This window comes from Streptococcus raffinosi (assembly GCF_030284685.1).
Taxonomy (GTDB): Bacteria; Bacillota; Bacilli; order Lactobacillales; family Streptococcaceae; genus Streptococcus; species Streptococcus raffinosi.
In genome coordinates this window covers 14,020-29,908 of record NZ_JASUZV010000002.1, presented here as the reverse complement: position 1 = coordinate 29,908, position 15,889 = coordinate 14,020, and the positions used below count along the sequence as shown (strand labels likewise).

Below are 15,889 nucleotides of genomic sequence, written 5' to 3'. Positions count from 1 at the left end.
AATTACAGTGTGAAAGCAATTCTGAAAGCGTTTTGTGTTAGAATAAAACAAATAAAATGAAAAAACACGCTATCAATTCTCTGATGGCGTGTTTCTTCATTTATTTAATATTTCTCGTCAAAATATTCCAGACCTTTTTTCATAATTATCATAAGAAAAATCAAAGCTCCTGAAACAGTAAGGTATTTGATAGGTAACCAGGCCTCTGGGATAAAAGGGGTATGTCTTAATAAGCCGTAATTTCCGTTAACAAAATGATTAACAACTACAAGTCCGAGATTCAATAGCAGGGTAAGCGTCACAATCATATTCTTTGGAATAGGGTAAGTCTTATAGGTCCTCAAAAGATAATTGAGACTATTGACCAATAAGGCATAATGCCCAATGATAAAGGAAATACTGGAGATATGCGGAAAATCATAAGGATCAAATATGGGATGAATAATCGCACAAGAGCCTCCAACCAAGCCCATAAGTGCAAAATAAGTTTTGACCTTACTATCTTTTAGGAGCAAGAGGGCGAGCATGGCCAAGCGGCAATGATAAAGAGGGAGACTATCATCTAAAGGAAATCCCTGCCAAATATACCAAACGTAAAGGCTAATCAGTTGTACGGCTTGGATTCCTAGAAAAGTCAGACACCAACTTTTTTTATCATGCCAGGACCAACTCAGGTAGGCCAGCAGCACCAATACCATTAGCATCACCAGATAATAGGGTAACGGTATCTGTGGTGGCCGGGTTTGGGTCGTAGTCAAAAAATCCTTCATTCTCTTCTCCTGATGAAATTGCTATTCTTGTTATTATATCAAATTTCAGGTAAATCAAAAACCTGCTTTAACGAGCAGGCTTTTGATTTAAGACAATCTAATTTTGTGACTTTCCTTAAGTTAGTTCGGTCACCACTTCTTCAAAGTTCCATAAACAGCTCTTTAATGCAGGTTTTAGAGCTTAATCCTTAGCTTGGAGTTCTTCAACAACTCTAGCTAGGTTCATAGAGTTGGAGCCCTTGAGCAAGATTTGATCGTGCTCGCCTAGGCTTTCTTTGATGCGTTTAACCATAGCGTCAAACTGGTCCTCGTCAGCTGTCTTCTTGAAATAATAGACATGACCAATCGGGAACATCTGGCTAGCAAGTTGCGACAAGTCCGCAATGTCTTCACCGTAGAAAATTACCGTATCAATAGCATCTGGTGCCAGGCTAAGAATCATCTGCGTGTGAAGTTGGACAGACTGCTCACCGAGTTCTTTCATATCGGCTAAGACAGCGATTTTCTTGCCTCCTTCATTCTTAGGAATGGCTGAGAAAGTCTCCAAGATAAGTTTCATGGCTGTTGGATTGGCATTGTAGACGTCTGAAAGAATATCCGCACCATTGGCTGCTTTTTTCCACTCGGTACGGTTTTTTGTCAGCTGCAAGTTAGCCAAAGCTGAGAAGATATTTTCCTCAGTCACACCCCAGTGTTTAGCGACATAAGCCGCAACCATAGCATTTGTGGCATTGTATTTTCCAGTGACTGGCAAGGTAACTTGTCCATCTAGGAAGTTGGTTGAGAAGGTGAGGTGATCCTTGTATTCCGTCAAGTCAGAGACTGTCAGATCAGAGCCCTCACCAAATCGTACCACTTCAAGATTGCTTGGCAAGAATGGATCTACGATAGGATCACTTGGCACAAGTAAGAGGCTGCCATCAGGCATACCGTCTTGCATTTGCATTTTACCTTTGGCAATCTTGTCACGGCTACCGAAGAACTCCAAGTGAGCCTCTCCAATTAAAGTGACAACAGCTGTTTTTGGCTTAGCCAAGGTAGACAAGAGGTGAATATCACCCATGTGGTCTTGTCCCATCTCAAGGACGATTTTTTCAGTATCATCAGGCATGTGAAGGGCGGTATAAGGAAGACCAATCTCGTTATTGTAGTTACCTTGGGTCTTGTAGGTGCGGTAGGTCGTTGCCAAAATATCATGAATCATGTCCTTGGTCGTTGTCTTACCGTTAGAACCAGTCACCGCAATGACATCAACGCCAGTCTTTTCAAGATAGTAGGCAGCTAAAGCTTGGAAGGCCTCAAGAGCATCATCAACTAGGATGTGGGCTTGATCAGCTGGTAAGTCTTTTTCTGTGAATGTCGCTAGAGCACCATTTTCAAAAGCTGTTTGGATAAACTCATGCCCATCACGCACACCCTTAAGTGGCAAAAAGAGATCGCCCGCTGTAATCTTACGGCTATCAAACTCAATCTGGTTAATAGCGACATCTTCATAGGCAGTGACATCATTTTTAGCGCCAACAACCTTGGCAATTTCATGGAGTGTCAGTTTCATCTTAAAATCCTCTGTTTTATTTTTTACAAATCTGACAAAAAATAGGCTTTCTTGTCTCTCAATACTCTCCAATTATATCACAAATCAGCTTAGCTTTTGCTTGGGAGGTGAATTTGTTACAATGGTTGATGAAAGGATTAGGCATGACAAAGAAAAAATCAATCAGACCCTCTAGCAAAGAGAAAGACAGAAAAAGTGACTGTCAAAGTATTGAAGAACCCAAAAGGTGGCACTTTAATTGGAGAAAGCTAATTCTACTGGAGCCAACATCTGAATTGATCATCTTAATAATACTAGCACTGCTGTATGGTGGTTTTTATTATTACGATCATTATACAGTCAACAAAGATAACATTTATGGTCTCTGGCAGTCTGATCATCATAAGTTAGCGATTTCCTATAAGCATCTTCGGAAAGGAGGAAATATCGACTGGCAAGTCGTTCAAGACGGTAAGTATATTATCTATGCTGCTAGAACTCGCCCTATCAAGCGCTTCAATGACGGCACCCTCTACATGGAGCTTTATACTGTAGAAGGCTACCTGACTGACCTACCCACCAAGGATGGTTTCAGCTATATGGATTTTTATCTTCGCAAAGACAATTATCTCACTTACGATGGTGACTCCTATAAGCGAATAGACTCCGGAAACAAGTCCATCACTTGGAAAGATGGTTCTACCAGCCCTTATGGAGAACGGAAAACTACTATAGATGAAGTTGTTGAAGCCTTCTATTTGATACTTATGGGTATTTTATTATTAGTTACCATCATAGAGGCTCGGAAAAAGAGGAAAGAGAAGCTCAATGAGACATCAAACAAAAAGAAAATACGCTGACCGAAAGAATCTCAACCGAAAGTATCAGTCACAAAAAGCATATCGGAAAGAACAAAAACGTAAAACGGGGTGGCGAGCACGCTGGGATAACTTTACAGACCGTTTAGCCAACATTTTTGGGATAGGTTTCCTAATCCTCTTACCTATACTCACTATCTATGGTATTTTCTTTGATCATAACGTTTATAAAGACAGTATCTATGGTCTTTGGCAATCTGAAAGTCATCAGATTGCCATATCCTACGAAAGAGGTAGCAAGGGAAGTAAGATTGATTGGGAGATTGTTCAAGATGGAAATGTCCTCATTAAAAATGCACGCATTGATGACATTAAACGCTTTAATGACGGTACCCTCTACATCGAAGTTTATGCCAAGGAGCGCCTGCTTTCAGTCCTTCCCGCTAAGAACGGCCTCAACTATTTGAATATGTATGTCCGTAAAGACAATTATCTGACCTATAATGGCGAATCCTACAAACGGATTGATGATGAAAACAAGAGCATTACCTGGAAAGATGGCTCTAAATCCCCTTACGGTCAACGAATAACCTTGTTTGATCGTCTGGAACCCTATCTCCTATTTGGTATGTTTGGAGGCTTGATTAGCTATGTCCTTTTCGTTGAATGGAAGATCAAAAGAAACTATAAAAACAAATAAAACCACCCCTACTTCTAGTTAGACTAGATATAAGCAGGAGTGGTTGTTTATTCTTATTAAGCAAGACTTACCTCTTTTAGAGGATGCCAGTCTTATTTCACTTCTCCACCTTCAACCACGAGGTCATCAGCTTTAGCTGAATCACCGTAGGTTGGGTGAAGTGTTTTTTCATAATCTTTGTGGAAGAAATTCTCTTCGCCAAGTTTCTTAATGTCTTTATTGATAAAGTCGAGGAGTTCTTTGTTACCTTTTTGAACGGCTGGAGCGATCGTATCTGGGGCACCAAGAGATGTGATTCCGACTTCATAACCTTTGTTTTCTAGAGCCCATGCAAGAACTTCTGTATTATCAGTTGAGAAGGCATCGCCACGACCGTCAAGGAGGGCTTGGTAAGCATCGCTGTATTGGTCATACTTTTGCAATTTGATGTTTGGATAGTTCTTTTCAAAGTAAGTTTCAGCGGTTGTCCCTTTAGTAACAATCAAAGTCTTACCTTCAAGCTCTTTAACGTCCTTGATGACCTTGTCTTTAGGTGATACCACACCGATTGAGACTTTCATGTAAGGAAGGGCAAAGTCCACTTGTTTCTTACGTTCATCAGTCACTGTAAAGTTGGCAAGTGTAATATCGACCTTGTTTGAAATCAAGAATTCTGCACGGTTGGCCGCATCTACTGAGACGTATTTAGGTTTTACACCCAAGTCTTTAGCCAAACGGTTACCAAGTTCAATATCGTAACCTTGGTAAGCACCCTTGCTATCTACGTAACCGAAAGGTTTCTTGTCCGCAAAGACGGCGATACGAAGCTCACCACTCTTCTTAATTTCTGCAATGGTACGTGCTTTGGCTGTTGATTTACCAGAGCTACTGTTGCTTGAGCAAGCCGTCACTGCAACCAAGGCAAAGACGAGGGCTAATAGGGCAAAAATTTTCTTTGTTAGTTTCATAATTCTCTCCTAAAATAATTTATTTTCACTAAAAACAATGGGTTACAAATAGGCACCAAACTGACTGAAGTCAAAGACATTGAGGAACTCTTGAGCTCGCTTAGTCTTGGGATGATTGAAGAATTCTTCAGCAGTACCTTCCTCAGCGATGACTCCCTGGTCCATAAAGATAATACGGTCAGCGATGGCACGCGCAAACTGAAGCTCATGGGTTACAATCAACATGGTGCGCCCTTCTTGAGCGAGGTCATTGATCAATTCCAGAACTTCACGAACCATCTCAGGGTCAAGCGACGCCGTCACTTCATCAAAAAGGATAACTTCAGGATGCATGAGTAGGGAACGGACAATGGCCACACGTTGCTTTTGACCACCCGATAGTTGTCGTGCGAAGCTATGCTTCTTGTCCAAAAGTCCCACACGGTCCAAAAGTTTCTCAGCCTCGGCTATGACTTCTTCCTTGTTACGCCCTTGGGCTTTGACCGGCCCCAAAATCAGATTTTGTAGGATATCCAAATGTGGAAAGAGGTCATAACTTTGAAAGACCATGCCGATTTTCTGACGAATCAGATGGAAATCCTTCTTACTACCAGTAATAGACTTACCGTCTAGGAGAATATCGCCTCCTTGGATGGTCTCTAAGCCATTGATACAACGTAGCAGTGTCGATTTCCCACAACCTGAGGAACCCAGGATAACAACGACTTCACCTTGTTTAAGGTCCAAGGAGATACCTTTGAGAATTTCATTGTCCCCAAAGGACTTTTTCAAATCCTTGATTTGTAAAATGCTTTCGGTCATCTTAATTCCTCCAACGATTTTCAAGATAAGTAGACAGCTTAGAAACTGGGTAACAAATGGCAAAGTAAAGAATCAAAATCGTGCCATAGATCCAGAAAGAAGCTGTTGGTATAGTCAAGCGGTTACTATCGATAATCTGCTGACCAACCTTGGTCACCTCAACCACCCCAATCAACACCACCAAAGACGTAGTCTTAATCATCCGGGTCACCAGGTTAATGGCCTGAGGCAACAAGCGACGCAAAACTTGCGGAATAATCACATAGGTGTAAAGCTGACTGTTGGTCAAGCCAAGGGCCCTTCCGCTCTCAAACTGGTGTCTAGGGAGCGACGTGATTGACCCACGCACCAAATCACCCATCTCAGCCGTTCCCCAAAGGGTAAAGACGATAATAGCCGATAACTCACCTGAGATATTGATGTTAAAGTTCCTAGCCAGGCCAAAATAGACAATAAAGAGCAAAACCAATTGGGGCATGATACGAATAAATTCCAGATAAATACGTGACAAAAAACGAATAATCTTAGATTTCGACGTCATGACAATTCCCAAAAGGGTCCCCAATAAAAGGGAAAGAAGCACCGAAACGATGGAAATCCAAATAGTTACGCCTAGACCTTGTATGATACGTAGGAAATTATTCCCCTGAAGAAGAACTTGAAAGCCCGAATCCTGCATAGCGTAACCTCCTTTCAATCCAACTAAAGACTAGGGAAATCGGTAGCAACATTAAGAGATAAGCCACAACCAACATACCTAAAGCCACATCGGTTTCGTAGTAAAGACCAATCAAATCTTTGGCCACATACATCAAATCCGCCAAGGCTACCGCAGAGAATACTGACGTTTCCTTGATAAGGAAAATGACGTTAGCACTAAATGACGGCAACGCCACAGCTACTGCCTGAGGAAGGACCACATAGCGAAAGACTTGGAAGGACGTCAAACCAATAGACAAGCCCACTTCATGCTGGGTCTGACTAACAGCCTCTAGACCACTTCGGAAGGACTCCGCCATATAGGAACCACCCAAGAAAATCAAACCTACCACAGCACAAGCCTCTGAGGATAGCACCAAACCTATACGAGGCAAGCCAAAGTAGAGAAAGAAGAGCTGAATCAAGAGCGGCGTATTACGAGATAGCTCAATATAAGCCGTCGAAAGCTGACTCAAAATTGGCACTCGGTAATGACGAATAACACTCACCACCAAGCCCAAAAGGAAGGAACCAATAATCCCCAGAACGGCAATATGTAAAGTTAAAAAGAATGCCTTCTGATAAAAGGGCAAATACTGTTGAACAATGGACCAGTCCAAAACTTACCTCCTCAAAACAAGATACAAAAGGCGTATAGAATTCCGTAAAGCAAATAGGAAACTGACGGCGTGTGCGGGCACACTAGGAAGTTTATCTTTTGCTCTAGGAATTTAGCCTGTGTTCAATTCCATAAGATACTAAAGGCGTATAGAATTCCGTAAGCAAATAGGAAACTGACGGCGTGCGCGGGCACACTAGGAAGTTTATCTTTTGCTCTAGGAATTTAGCCTGTGTTCAATTCCATAAGATACAAAGGGCGTATAGAATTCCGTAAGGCAAATAGGAAACTGACGGCGTGTGCGGGCACACTAGGAAGTTTATCTTTTGCTCTGGGAATTTAGCCTGTGTTCAATTCCATAAGATACAAAAAGCGTAGAAAATTTCATCAGCACTCACTGCCATCAACTTCTAGCCTTCTGACCCTTCTCTCGCATTTGAAAAGTACGGCTTCACAAAATACGAATGAATAGTTTTATGTCATTTTGAAACGTTAGCTTTATTCTACCACCGCTAAGATTATTTGGATAATATGTATTTTTTATCAGCGTGATAAAGAAAAGATATAGATAAACTGACACATTTTGTAAAGAAAAAAACACCCCAGTCTCAGAGATTTCTCCAAGACTAAGATGTCTGCTTTCTAAATCATATTTCTTAAATCAAATGGCTTTCACGTTTCTCGAACATTTCTTGTCCTAACGCTACCAATTCCTTGATAAGGTCTGTATAAGAGAGTCCCATATTTTCCCAAAGCAATGGATACATTGACCATTGGGTGAAACCTGGCATTGTATTGAGCTCATTAAGATAAATGGTTCCATCCTCAGCCAAGAAGAAATCACAGCGAGCAAGACCACAACCACCAAGATCACGGAAGGCCTTGACCGCATAGGCACGCATTTGCGTCATGACTTCTGCAGGCACGTGAGCTGGGATATCCATGGTAATCTTATTGTCGATATACTTGGCCTGATAATCATAGAAGGCAACGTCTTTAACAACTTCACCTGGTTCTGTTGTTTTGACAGTCGTATTACCAAGGATACCAACCTCGATTTCACGGGCAACCACACCCTGCTCAATCAAGATACGGCTATCATATTTGAGGGCCAAATCAATCGCTGCACGAAGCTCTGCTTCATTTTCAGCCTTAGAAATCCCAACAGATGACCCCATGTTAGCTGGTTTTACAAAAACTGGAAAGGTCAATTTTTGCACAGTTCTAGCCACTGCTGCTTCCAAATCTTCACCCTCGATGAAGACAGTGTAGGCAACCTGGGGTACACCCACAACCTCGAGAATATGCTTGGTCGTAATCTTGTCCATGGCAACGCTTGATGAAAGGACATTGGTACCCACGTATGGCAACTTGAGAGTTTCAAGGAAACCTTGGATAGATCCATCCTCACCCATAGGCCCATGAAGGACTGGGAAGACCACAGCACCCTCTTCGTAAATGTCACTTGGTTTGATAGCCTGACTCGCCACAACTGTGTCATTAGTCATAAGCTTTTCATCATCACCTGGTGTTTCCGTAAACTCTTGTGTTTTGATAAAATCACCAGACTGAGTGATAAAGTAGGTTTTAACCTCAAATGCGCTATAATCCACCGCACGCATGACACTCTCAGCTGAAAGAACAGACACTTCACGTTCTGCAGAACGTCCACCATATAGAAGGATAAGGGTTTGTTTAGACATAGGTATACCATTTTCTTTTCTTAATTTTGTGATCTTCACAAAAAGGGAACTCATACCCTTTTAGAGAACATAATTACACTAATCATATCACAAAAAAATGGGTTTTTCAAAAGTATTGTGGATAGAAAAAAACAGAGTAAATGTACTTATACCCATACATTTTACCCTGTTTATACTAGTAAATAAAATATATAAAAAGAAAAACTACAAAAGCCCTAAAATCTATCAATTTGCTTTATTTTTAACATCAAACCAACTTTTGGTAATAAAAACAAACAAATACATAACTATAGAAATAATAATTGGATAATAAATAATAGTTCCATAATTCATCTGTTTGATCCCTAATAATAGAGCTTCTTTATGCATTAATACGAAGAAAATAATATTGAAGAAGACTGTGCTAATAAGCATGATGACTGCATATGTTATTGCTTGTACAGATCTAATAGTTACAGTCTGCTTATGTGATATTCCAATTCTCTCCCATTGCAGATTCTCTTCTTTTTCTTTGACTGAAGAAAGAACGGTAATAGAAATAAGATTGGCTATCACAACTACTAATGGTCCCACTACAAAAAATAGTAGAATAGCATTTATTTCAACTGATGCTGTTTTCTTTGCTAGATTTGAGTAGGCAATGTCAGAATAAATCATTAATTCTGATATTAAGATTGCTATTATCGAAATAGATACTGTTAATGACTTTAAATACTCTTTATCCTTCAGAATAATCCATTTTGCCATTACAAAATCATAAGACGAACGCCAAGCTAATAAAATTTTAGTTAGAAAAATTTGAATATGTGGTGAAATGAAGGCCAACAAAAACAAATGCATAACTAAGATAAGTAAGATTGAGTCATCCAGTCTGAATAATAAGTTTTCATTGGGCTTGTTTACAGATACTGTGAAGAATGGAATAAGCAATTTTAACCAGAACCCTAAACTAATAGCAAAGCCTAATACCTTTATTATCTTAACAACAAAGTGATTTTTAGAGTCAAATCTATCACCAAGCAAAACTGCATTCCCTAGAATTTTATATAAGTAAAGAAAGCTACCTATGAAAGCAAGTAGGCAAATAATAAGTATGGTCAAGAGGAATGCTGATATACTGAAATCAATCGGTATAGTTGGTAATAATTTTTCTCCTCCCAAATATTGCGCATAACTGTAATAAAATCTTGCACAAAAAATTGAGAAAAAACTTCCTACTATACTTACTAAAAATGCAAAAATAGTAAGTTGTCCGCTAATCAATAACGACAACTGAACTCGGCTTCCTCCATTTATTGACCATTGGCGATAATCCTCTTTTGCTAAATTCAAAAATAGTCGGATTAGACCGGAAACCAGAAATAATAAAGTAAATCCTCCAAAAAGAACTGGCCCTACAAATAATAAGGTAGGACTCCCAACATCTCGAAATACTTGCTGATACTTTATGGTACTAAATGCTACAGACAGACACATCCCAACTAATAAACTCGAAGCGAAAAATAGGGGAAACATTCCAAGCCACTGTTTTTTTGAATACTTAAATTGATAATAAATTAATTTGAACATTTTAAGTTAATCCCCACTATTTTCTATCTCTAATGCCTTATAAAGAGCTTCAGCTGTGGGGTTGAACAATTCCTGATAGATTTTGCCATCTTTCAAGATTAGAGCCCTATCTGTTTGACTTGCTAACTCAATATCATGGGTCACCATAATGACACATCTTCCCTCTTGGGCTAAATCAGCTAACATCTCAAAAATAATCTTCCTTGACGTACTATCCAATGCACCTGTCGGTTCATCTGCAAATATGATACGAGTTTTTGAAAGAATCGATCTTGCAATAGCTACTTTCTGTTTTTCTCCACCAGATAACGAAGAAACTGAAGACATCAAATCAGCTCTAAAATTCATCTTATCTAACAATGTCTGAATATCGTCTCTACATACTTTTTTATGGGACAATCTAAGAGGCAAAGCTACATTCTCCAGAACTGGAAGAGCTGGAAGTAGGTTATAAGACTGAAAAATAAAACTAATATCTTCTCTTCTAAATTTTGATAATCTACTATTCTTTAATTGATAAGGATTACAATTATTAACCTTTACAACCCCTTCTGTTGGTGCTGATAAACTCGATATACAATTTAACAAGGTTGACTTACCAGACCCGCTTACTCCTAGTATAGAAACAAACTCACCATAGTTCGCTTCGAAAGAAATGTCTCTAAGAACCGAAATGTCTTTATTTTTATCAATTTGAAATTTCTTAGATAAGTGTTTTACTTCTACTGCAACTGTATTCATATTTTCCTTTCTATATCACTACTTACTATTTCTAAAAAATGGGAAAGAATTTTGATTAATTTACTCTCCTCTCTATTATACATGATAATACTCATCGTTAATCTTGAACTTCGTATCAAAAAAATTGACACATTATCAACATTTTAGACTTGTAAATTATATTTTTTCTATTTAGAATATTACTTAAACATAAATTTTTTGACAGTTTGTAAATTTTTAGGATTTAATATGGTAAAAGGAACTCAAGAGAAGATTATTAACTCGTTCTTCAAACTAGCAGAACGATATCCAGAACGCTCAAGTTTCAGTATAACTGAAATTGCTAACGAGGCAAAGATTTCGAGACAAGCAATATATCAAAAACATTTCAAAAGCTATGAAGAAATAATAAATTACATCATGCAATCCATAGATACTACTATAAACGAACAATTTTTACTGTTCGAAGAACACAATCTTTCAGTCGAAGTTTTCTTTTCAAAAGTTATTATTCCAGAATTATATAAATATAGAGATTGGCTCCGCTGTATCTACTCTACATCTGCTATTCCTAATTGGCGAAATTATTTAAGAAAAAAATATTCCAACTGGCTACTAAATGCACCTATTAACTTAAACCACTCGTTTCTACATAACGACGCCTTATCAAATTATATTGTGAATTGTGTATTAAGTATTATAGAAACTTGGATTACTGAACCTTTCCCCTCTCCCCCAGAAGTCTTTTCAAAACAGTTTATTGAATTAATAAATACTCCTCTAAATAATCACATAAGTCCAATAAAACATGACTCATAATTACATATTATATTTCTTCTTATTAATTAATAGTTAATGTAAAACTCTCTGTGAAAACAGGATAGTGTGAAAACAAACATCGATTTTGATGTTTGTTTTTTCATATTCTTTTGCTTTCAAGAGTCATCTTTCTTTATCATTTTACCCCTATTCACTAATAACACTTTCATGACTAATACTTACACCTATTTTTAAGAAATCTATCTAGATACGAAGTCTATATTTACAAGTACTAACTTAATAAAAACTATATATAAAAATAAATTCTGTTGATTTTGTAAAATCATAAAAAAAAAAACAGCCTAAGAGCTGTTTCATTCCTGTCTTAAATTTCGTCACCAAGTTCGAACTTAGTGCCTTTGAGGGCATGTTTGAGAGACCACTTCCATGGTTTCCCTTCGATAGTGACTTGTTTGTTTTCGAGGTCAACTTGAACCTTGTCTACGCCTTTTACAGCAGAGAGTTTTTCAGTAACGGTGTTGACACAGCCTTGGCATTTCATTCCTGTGATGTTATATGTTTTTGTCATTTTTCTTTCTTCCTTTTCTTTAATTGTTTTTTGATACACACCTTAAGTGATGGAGGACATTAGCAATCGACACTTAGACTTTGCGACGTTTGAGCCGGAGAGCATTGAGGACAACTGAGACAGAGCTGAAGCTCATGGCAAGTCCTGCTATCATTGGGTCAAGGAGCGGGCCTCCAAAGAGGTGGAGGACACCCATAGCTACTGGGATAGACAAGATATTGTAGATAAAGGCCCAAAAGAGGTTCTCTTTAATTGTCGTGATCGTCGCCTGACTAATTTTCAGGGCCTTAACGACATCCATGAGGTTGGGTTTCATAAGGACCATATCGGCACTTTCCATGGCAATATCTGTCCCTGATCCCATGGCAATACCGATATCGGCAGTCGCAAGGGCTGGGGCATCATTGATACCATCACCAACCATGATGACTGATTTTTCTTCTGCTTGCAGGTCACTAATCACCCTAGATTTCTCTTGCGGAAGGACTTGACTGATGACACGCTTGATGCCAACCTTTTGAGCGATAGCTTGAGCTGTTTGGTCATTATCCCCAGTCAACATGATGACTTCCTTGCCCATTTGATGAAGAGCTGTCACCATATCTGCACTGTCTTCTTTAACCTGATCGGCTACACCAAAGAGTCCGATTAACTTACCATCTTCAGCTAGGAAAATCGGTGTTTGACCATCAGCTGTCAAGTTTTGGAAATCAGCTTGTGCTGAAGTCAAGTCGACTTTTTCCTCTGTCATAAGGGTTTGATTTCCAGCTAAATAAGTTTTGCCTGCATAGCTGGCAGTAAGTCCTCGTCCTGTCAGACTTGAAAAGTTATCCATCTCTAACAAGTCCAAGTTAGCATTTTCTGCCGCCACAAGGATGGCTTGACCTAATGGGTGTTCGGACTTGGCTTCCAAGGATGCCAAAAGCTGTAAGGCTGCTCCACTATTAGCATAGGTATAGCTAGAAACCAACTGAGGTTTCCCCTGAGTAATAGTTCCTGTCTTGTCAAAGACGAGGACATCAGCCTTGTGCGCTAGCTCGAGCACATCCCCACGCTTGTAGAGAATACCGTGTCCTGCACCAAGCCCTGTACCAACCATGATGGCTGTCGGTGTAGCAAGGCCCAAGGCACATGGACAAGCAATAACTAAGACACTGACTGCTACTGTCATGGCAAAAGTAAAGGTTTGTCCCATGACAAAGTACCAGAAGAGGCCTGAAACAAGGGCGATAGCCATGACAACAGGAACAAAGACCGCTGATACCTGATCGGCAATCTTGGCAATAAGGGCCTTGGTTTGTTGAGCATCTTCAACCAATTTAATGATTTGGGAAAGCAGGGTGTCCTTACCAATCTTTTCAGCCTCATAAATTAAGCTACCTTGACCATTAATAGAACCTGCAAACACTGGCTTACCAGCGGATTTTTCAATAGGGAGTGACTCCCCTGTAAGCATACTCTCATCAATCGCAGAGCTACCAGATATCACCTGACCATCCACGGCTATCTTTTCCCCAGGTTTGACCACAATATGGTCACCAAGAACAACCTTATCCACAGGAAGCTTGACTTCCTTACCATCCCGAAGGACGGTTGCCTCCTTGGCTGACAAGTGCATGAGTTTCTTGATAGCTTCTGAAGTTCGACCTTTAGACAGGGTTTCAAAGTATTTTCCTAGAGTAATCAAGGTCAAGATAACAGCCACTGACTCAAAATAAAGTTGGTGGGCGTGATGGGCATGTCCCAATGAAATATGGTAAGTACCATAGAGACTATAAAGAAAGGCTGCCGATGTTGCCAAGGCTACCAAGGCATCCATGTTAGGATGACCCTTGGCCAAAGTACGAAAACCATTACTATAGAAGGAACGACCCAACCACATGACGGGAACTGTCAAAACTAGTAGCACCAAGGCATAGGTCAAGGCTGCATGGTGAGGAGACAGGAAGTTTGGCACAGGTAGACCGACCATTGGCCCCATAGCTAGATAAAAGAGAGGAATGGTGAAGACCGACGACCAAATAAGTCGCTCACGCACCTTGTGAATCTTGTCTTCTTCACGCTCTTCCTGGCTTTTAGCTGTGTCTGGATTGTAGACTTCAGCTTCATAACCGGCATCAGCCACAGCATTTTCAATGGCTTCTGGACTAACCTTATCCCCAGCGTAATCCACAGACATTTTTTCGGTGGTTAGGTTAACCACAGCCTTGTCCACACCATCCAACTTATTAACAGCATTTTCAACATTGGCTACACAGGATGCACAGGTCATCCCATTAACCACAAAGGTTTCTTTTGCCATTTCCTATATCACCTCTATATGATGCCCACAAGCACATTGGCCAGGCACACAGTCACAAACCACCTGATCCACAGGTTCTTTTGCTACAAGTAAGGCCTGTAACTTATCCATATCGGCTTGGGTCATCGGCGTCTTTGCCATGAGTTGACCTAACAAATCGCTGTGTTTGGTCAAACAAATCTTGTCAAAAACAGCTTCTAAAGCCTGAAAATTCGCCTCATCTTCCCCCAAGCTAGCTTGATAGATAAAGCCTCGTCCTTGACGCTGACTGGTTAGGTACCCCTTGTCCGCCAAACGTCCAATCAAGGTCTTTACTGTCGAAGCCGACCAGTCTAGCTTCTTTGATAGAATAGCTATAATCTCTGAAGAAGTCGCTTGCCCCTTGGCCCAGAGCACTCGCATGACTTCCCATTCCGCAGGTGAAATTGTCAGCATGATAGCTCCTTTCTGAATTTGTTGTTCGTTTACGTTTGTAGATTTATTTTAACGTTATCATGAAAAAGTGTCAAGAGTTTTATTTACATTTGTAGTTTTTTTGATGAAAAAAACTCCCCATTTCTGGAGAGTATCATCTTCTATTTTTCGAAATGTGAACCGAACTTAACAAATTCAGTGACGTCTTCTTCCTTACCGTCGTGAAGGTCACGGACAATTTTTGATCCTACGATAACACCGTCTGATACAGCATTAAAGCGTTTAATGTCTTCCTCTGTTGACACACCAAAACCTGTGAGAACTGGAATGTCTGCATGGGCAGTCAAGTTAGCCAAGTGTTTGTCAAGGTCATCACGGTAATTACCAGTCTTACCTGTAACACCATTGATGGCAACGGCGTAGATAAAGCCTTCTGCCCCATCAATCAACTGTTTCTGACGCTCAATTCCTGTCGTCAAGCTTACCAAAGGAACAAGAGCAATATCACTATCTTTCAAATATGGTGTGATAAAGTCAGCATGTTCATTTGGCAAATCAGGAATGATGAGCCCCTTGACAGAAGTTTCTGCTAAATCTTTAACAAAGGCTTCAATACCATATTGATAAACTGGGTTGATGTAGGTCATGATAACCAAAGGCACCTGTGTTTTTTGTTCTTGAAGCTTCTTGATGATAGCCGTTAAGGTCACACCTTTAGCTAAACTACGTTGTCCTGCCAGTTCAATAACGGGACCGTCAGCCACTGGGTCAGACCATGGAATACCGACCTCAATAGCTGAGACACCACTATTTTCCAAGAGAGCAATAGTCTCAAAGAGTCCGTCTAGGCCTTTAGCGTGGTCACCAGCCATGATATAAGGTACAAAAATGCCGTGTTTACTGTCTTTGATAGCTTGTAGGTGTTTTGTTAGTGTTTTTGTCATG

General features: G+C 40.0%; 16 protein-coding genes. 3 read left to right on the top strand and 13 right to left on the bottom strand.

Features of this window, described 5'->3' with window-relative positions:
* Nucleotides 1-104 precede the first annotated feature (104 nt).
* Nucleotides 105-770 carry a TMEM164-related integral membrane acyltransferase gene (locus QRD39_RS01615; protein ID WP_285955428.1) on the bottom strand — a complete coding sequence of 222 codons (666 nt, stop codon included), beginning with the start codon at nucleotides 768-770 and terminating at the stop codon, nucleotides 105-107.
* Nucleotides 771-951: 181 nt separating this feature from the next.
* Entirely contained in the window at nucleotides 952-2,325 is a 1,374-nt protein-coding gene (locus QRD39_RS01610) for a UDP-N-acetylmuramoyl-tripeptide--D-alanyl-D-alanine ligase (protein WP_285955427.1), read from the bottom strand.
* A 143-nt stretch (nucleotides 2,326-2,468) separates the two neighbouring features.
* Between QRD39_RS01610 and QRD39_RS01605 the strand changes: the two genes are divergently transcribed.
* Together QRD39_RS01605 and QRD39_RS01600 are read left to right on the top strand one after the other, a co-directional pair.
* Nucleotides 2,469-3,164: a hypothetical protein gene (locus QRD39_RS01605; RefSeq protein ID WP_285955554.1), complete on the top strand. Its 696-nt coding sequence runs from the start codon at nucleotides 2,469-2,471 to the stop codon at nucleotides 3,162-3,164.
* Nucleotides 3,133-3,822 carry a hypothetical protein gene (locus QRD39_RS01600; protein ID WP_285955426.1) on the top strand — a complete coding sequence of 230 codons (690 nt, stop codon included), beginning with the start codon at nucleotides 3,133-3,135 and terminating at the stop codon, nucleotides 3,820-3,822. Before QRD39_RS01605 ends, QRD39_RS01600 begins: the two co-directional genes overlap by 32 nt.
* A 92-nt stretch (nucleotides 3,823-3,914) precedes the next feature.
* On the opposite strand, the gene QRD39_RS01595 is transcribed toward QRD39_RS01600, so the two are convergent.
* The 7 genes from QRD39_RS01595 to QRD39_RS01565 form a co-directional block, all read right to left on the bottom strand.
* Nucleotides 3,915-4,769: a cysteine ABC transporter substrate-binding protein gene (locus tag QRD39_RS01595; RefSeq protein ID WP_008535331.1), complete on the bottom strand. Its 855-nt coding sequence runs from the start codon at nucleotides 4,767-4,769 to the stop codon at nucleotides 3,915-3,917.
* Nucleotides 4,770-4,811: 42 nt separating this feature from the next.
* Nucleotides 4,812-5,570: an amino acid ABC transporter ATP-binding protein gene (locus tag QRD39_RS01590; protein WP_285955425.1), complete on the bottom strand. Its 759-nt coding sequence runs from the start codon at nucleotides 5,568-5,570 to the stop codon at nucleotides 4,812-4,814.
* A 1-nt stretch (nucleotide 5,571) separates the two neighbouring features.
* Nucleotides 5,572-6,249, bottom strand: a complete 678-nt coding sequence (locus QRD39_RS01585; protein ID WP_008535333.1) for an amino acid ABC transporter permease — start codon at nucleotides 6,247-6,249, stop codon at nucleotides 5,572-5,574.
* Nucleotides 6,209-6,889, bottom strand: coding sequence for an amino acid ABC transporter permease (locus QRD39_RS01580; protein ID WP_285955424.1), 681 nt, complete (start codon nucleotides 6,887-6,889; stop codon nucleotides 6,209-6,211). Before QRD39_RS01580 ends, QRD39_RS01585 begins: the two co-directional genes overlap by 41 nt.
* Before the next feature lie 655 nt (nucleotides 6,890-7,544).
* Nucleotides 7,545-8,591, bottom strand: coding sequence for a D-alanine--D-alanine ligase (locus QRD39_RS01575; RefSeq protein WP_285955423.1), 1,047 nt, complete (start codon nucleotides 8,589-8,591; stop codon nucleotides 7,545-7,547).
* A 225-nt stretch (nucleotides 8,592-8,816) separates the two neighbouring features.
* Nucleotides 8,817-10,160 (bottom strand): hypothetical protein, encoded by a 1,344-nt coding sequence (locus QRD39_RS01570; RefSeq protein ID WP_285955422.1) that lies wholly within the window; start codon nucleotides 10,158-10,160, stop codon nucleotides 8,817-8,819.
* 6 nt (nucleotides 10,161-10,166) lie between these two features.
* Nucleotides 10,167-10,901, bottom strand: a complete 735-nt coding sequence (locus tag QRD39_RS01565) for an ABC transporter ATP-binding protein (RefSeq protein ID WP_285955421.1) — start codon at nucleotides 10,899-10,901, stop codon at nucleotides 10,167-10,169.
* A 228-nt stretch (nucleotides 10,902-11,129) separates the two neighbouring features.
* Between QRD39_RS01565 and QRD39_RS01560 the strand changes: the two genes are divergently transcribed.
* Nucleotides 11,130-11,699 (top strand): TetR/AcrR family transcriptional regulator, encoded by a 570-nt coding sequence (locus QRD39_RS01560; protein WP_285955420.1) that lies wholly within the window; start codon nucleotides 11,130-11,132, stop codon nucleotides 11,697-11,699.
* A gap of 325 nt (nucleotides 11,700-12,024) precedes the next feature.
* Here QRD39_RS01560 and copZ read toward each other — a convergent pair whose 3' ends face one another.
* The 4 genes from copZ to trpA form a co-directional block, all read right to left on the bottom strand.
* Nucleotides 12,025-12,228 carry a copper chaperone CopZ gene (copZ, locus tag QRD39_RS01555; protein ID WP_143567764.1) on the bottom strand — a complete coding sequence of 68 codons (204 nt, stop codon included), beginning with the start codon at nucleotides 12,226-12,228 and terminating at the stop codon, nucleotides 12,025-12,027.
* A gap of 73 nt (nucleotides 12,229-12,301) precedes the next feature.
* The gene (locus tag QRD39_RS01550) at nucleotides 12,302-14,530 is read right to left on the bottom strand and encodes a heavy metal translocating P-type ATPase (RefSeq protein ID WP_285955419.1); all 2,229 of its coding nucleotides are present in this window, start codon (nucleotides 14,528-14,530) and stop codon (nucleotides 12,302-12,304) included.
* Nucleotides 14,531-14,533: 3 nt separating this feature from the next.
* Nucleotides 14,534-14,965 (bottom strand): CopY/TcrY family copper transport repressor, encoded by a 432-nt coding sequence (locus tag QRD39_RS01545; protein WP_285955418.1) that lies wholly within the window; start codon nucleotides 14,963-14,965, stop codon nucleotides 14,534-14,536.
* 140 nt (nucleotides 14,966-15,105) lie between these two features.
* Nucleotides 15,106-15,888: a tryptophan synthase subunit alpha gene (gene trpA / locus QRD39_RS01540; RefSeq protein WP_285955417.1), complete on the bottom strand. Its 783-nt coding sequence runs from the start codon at nucleotides 15,886-15,888 to the stop codon at nucleotides 15,106-15,108.
* Between the last annotated feature and the right edge of the window lies 1 nt (nucleotide 15,889).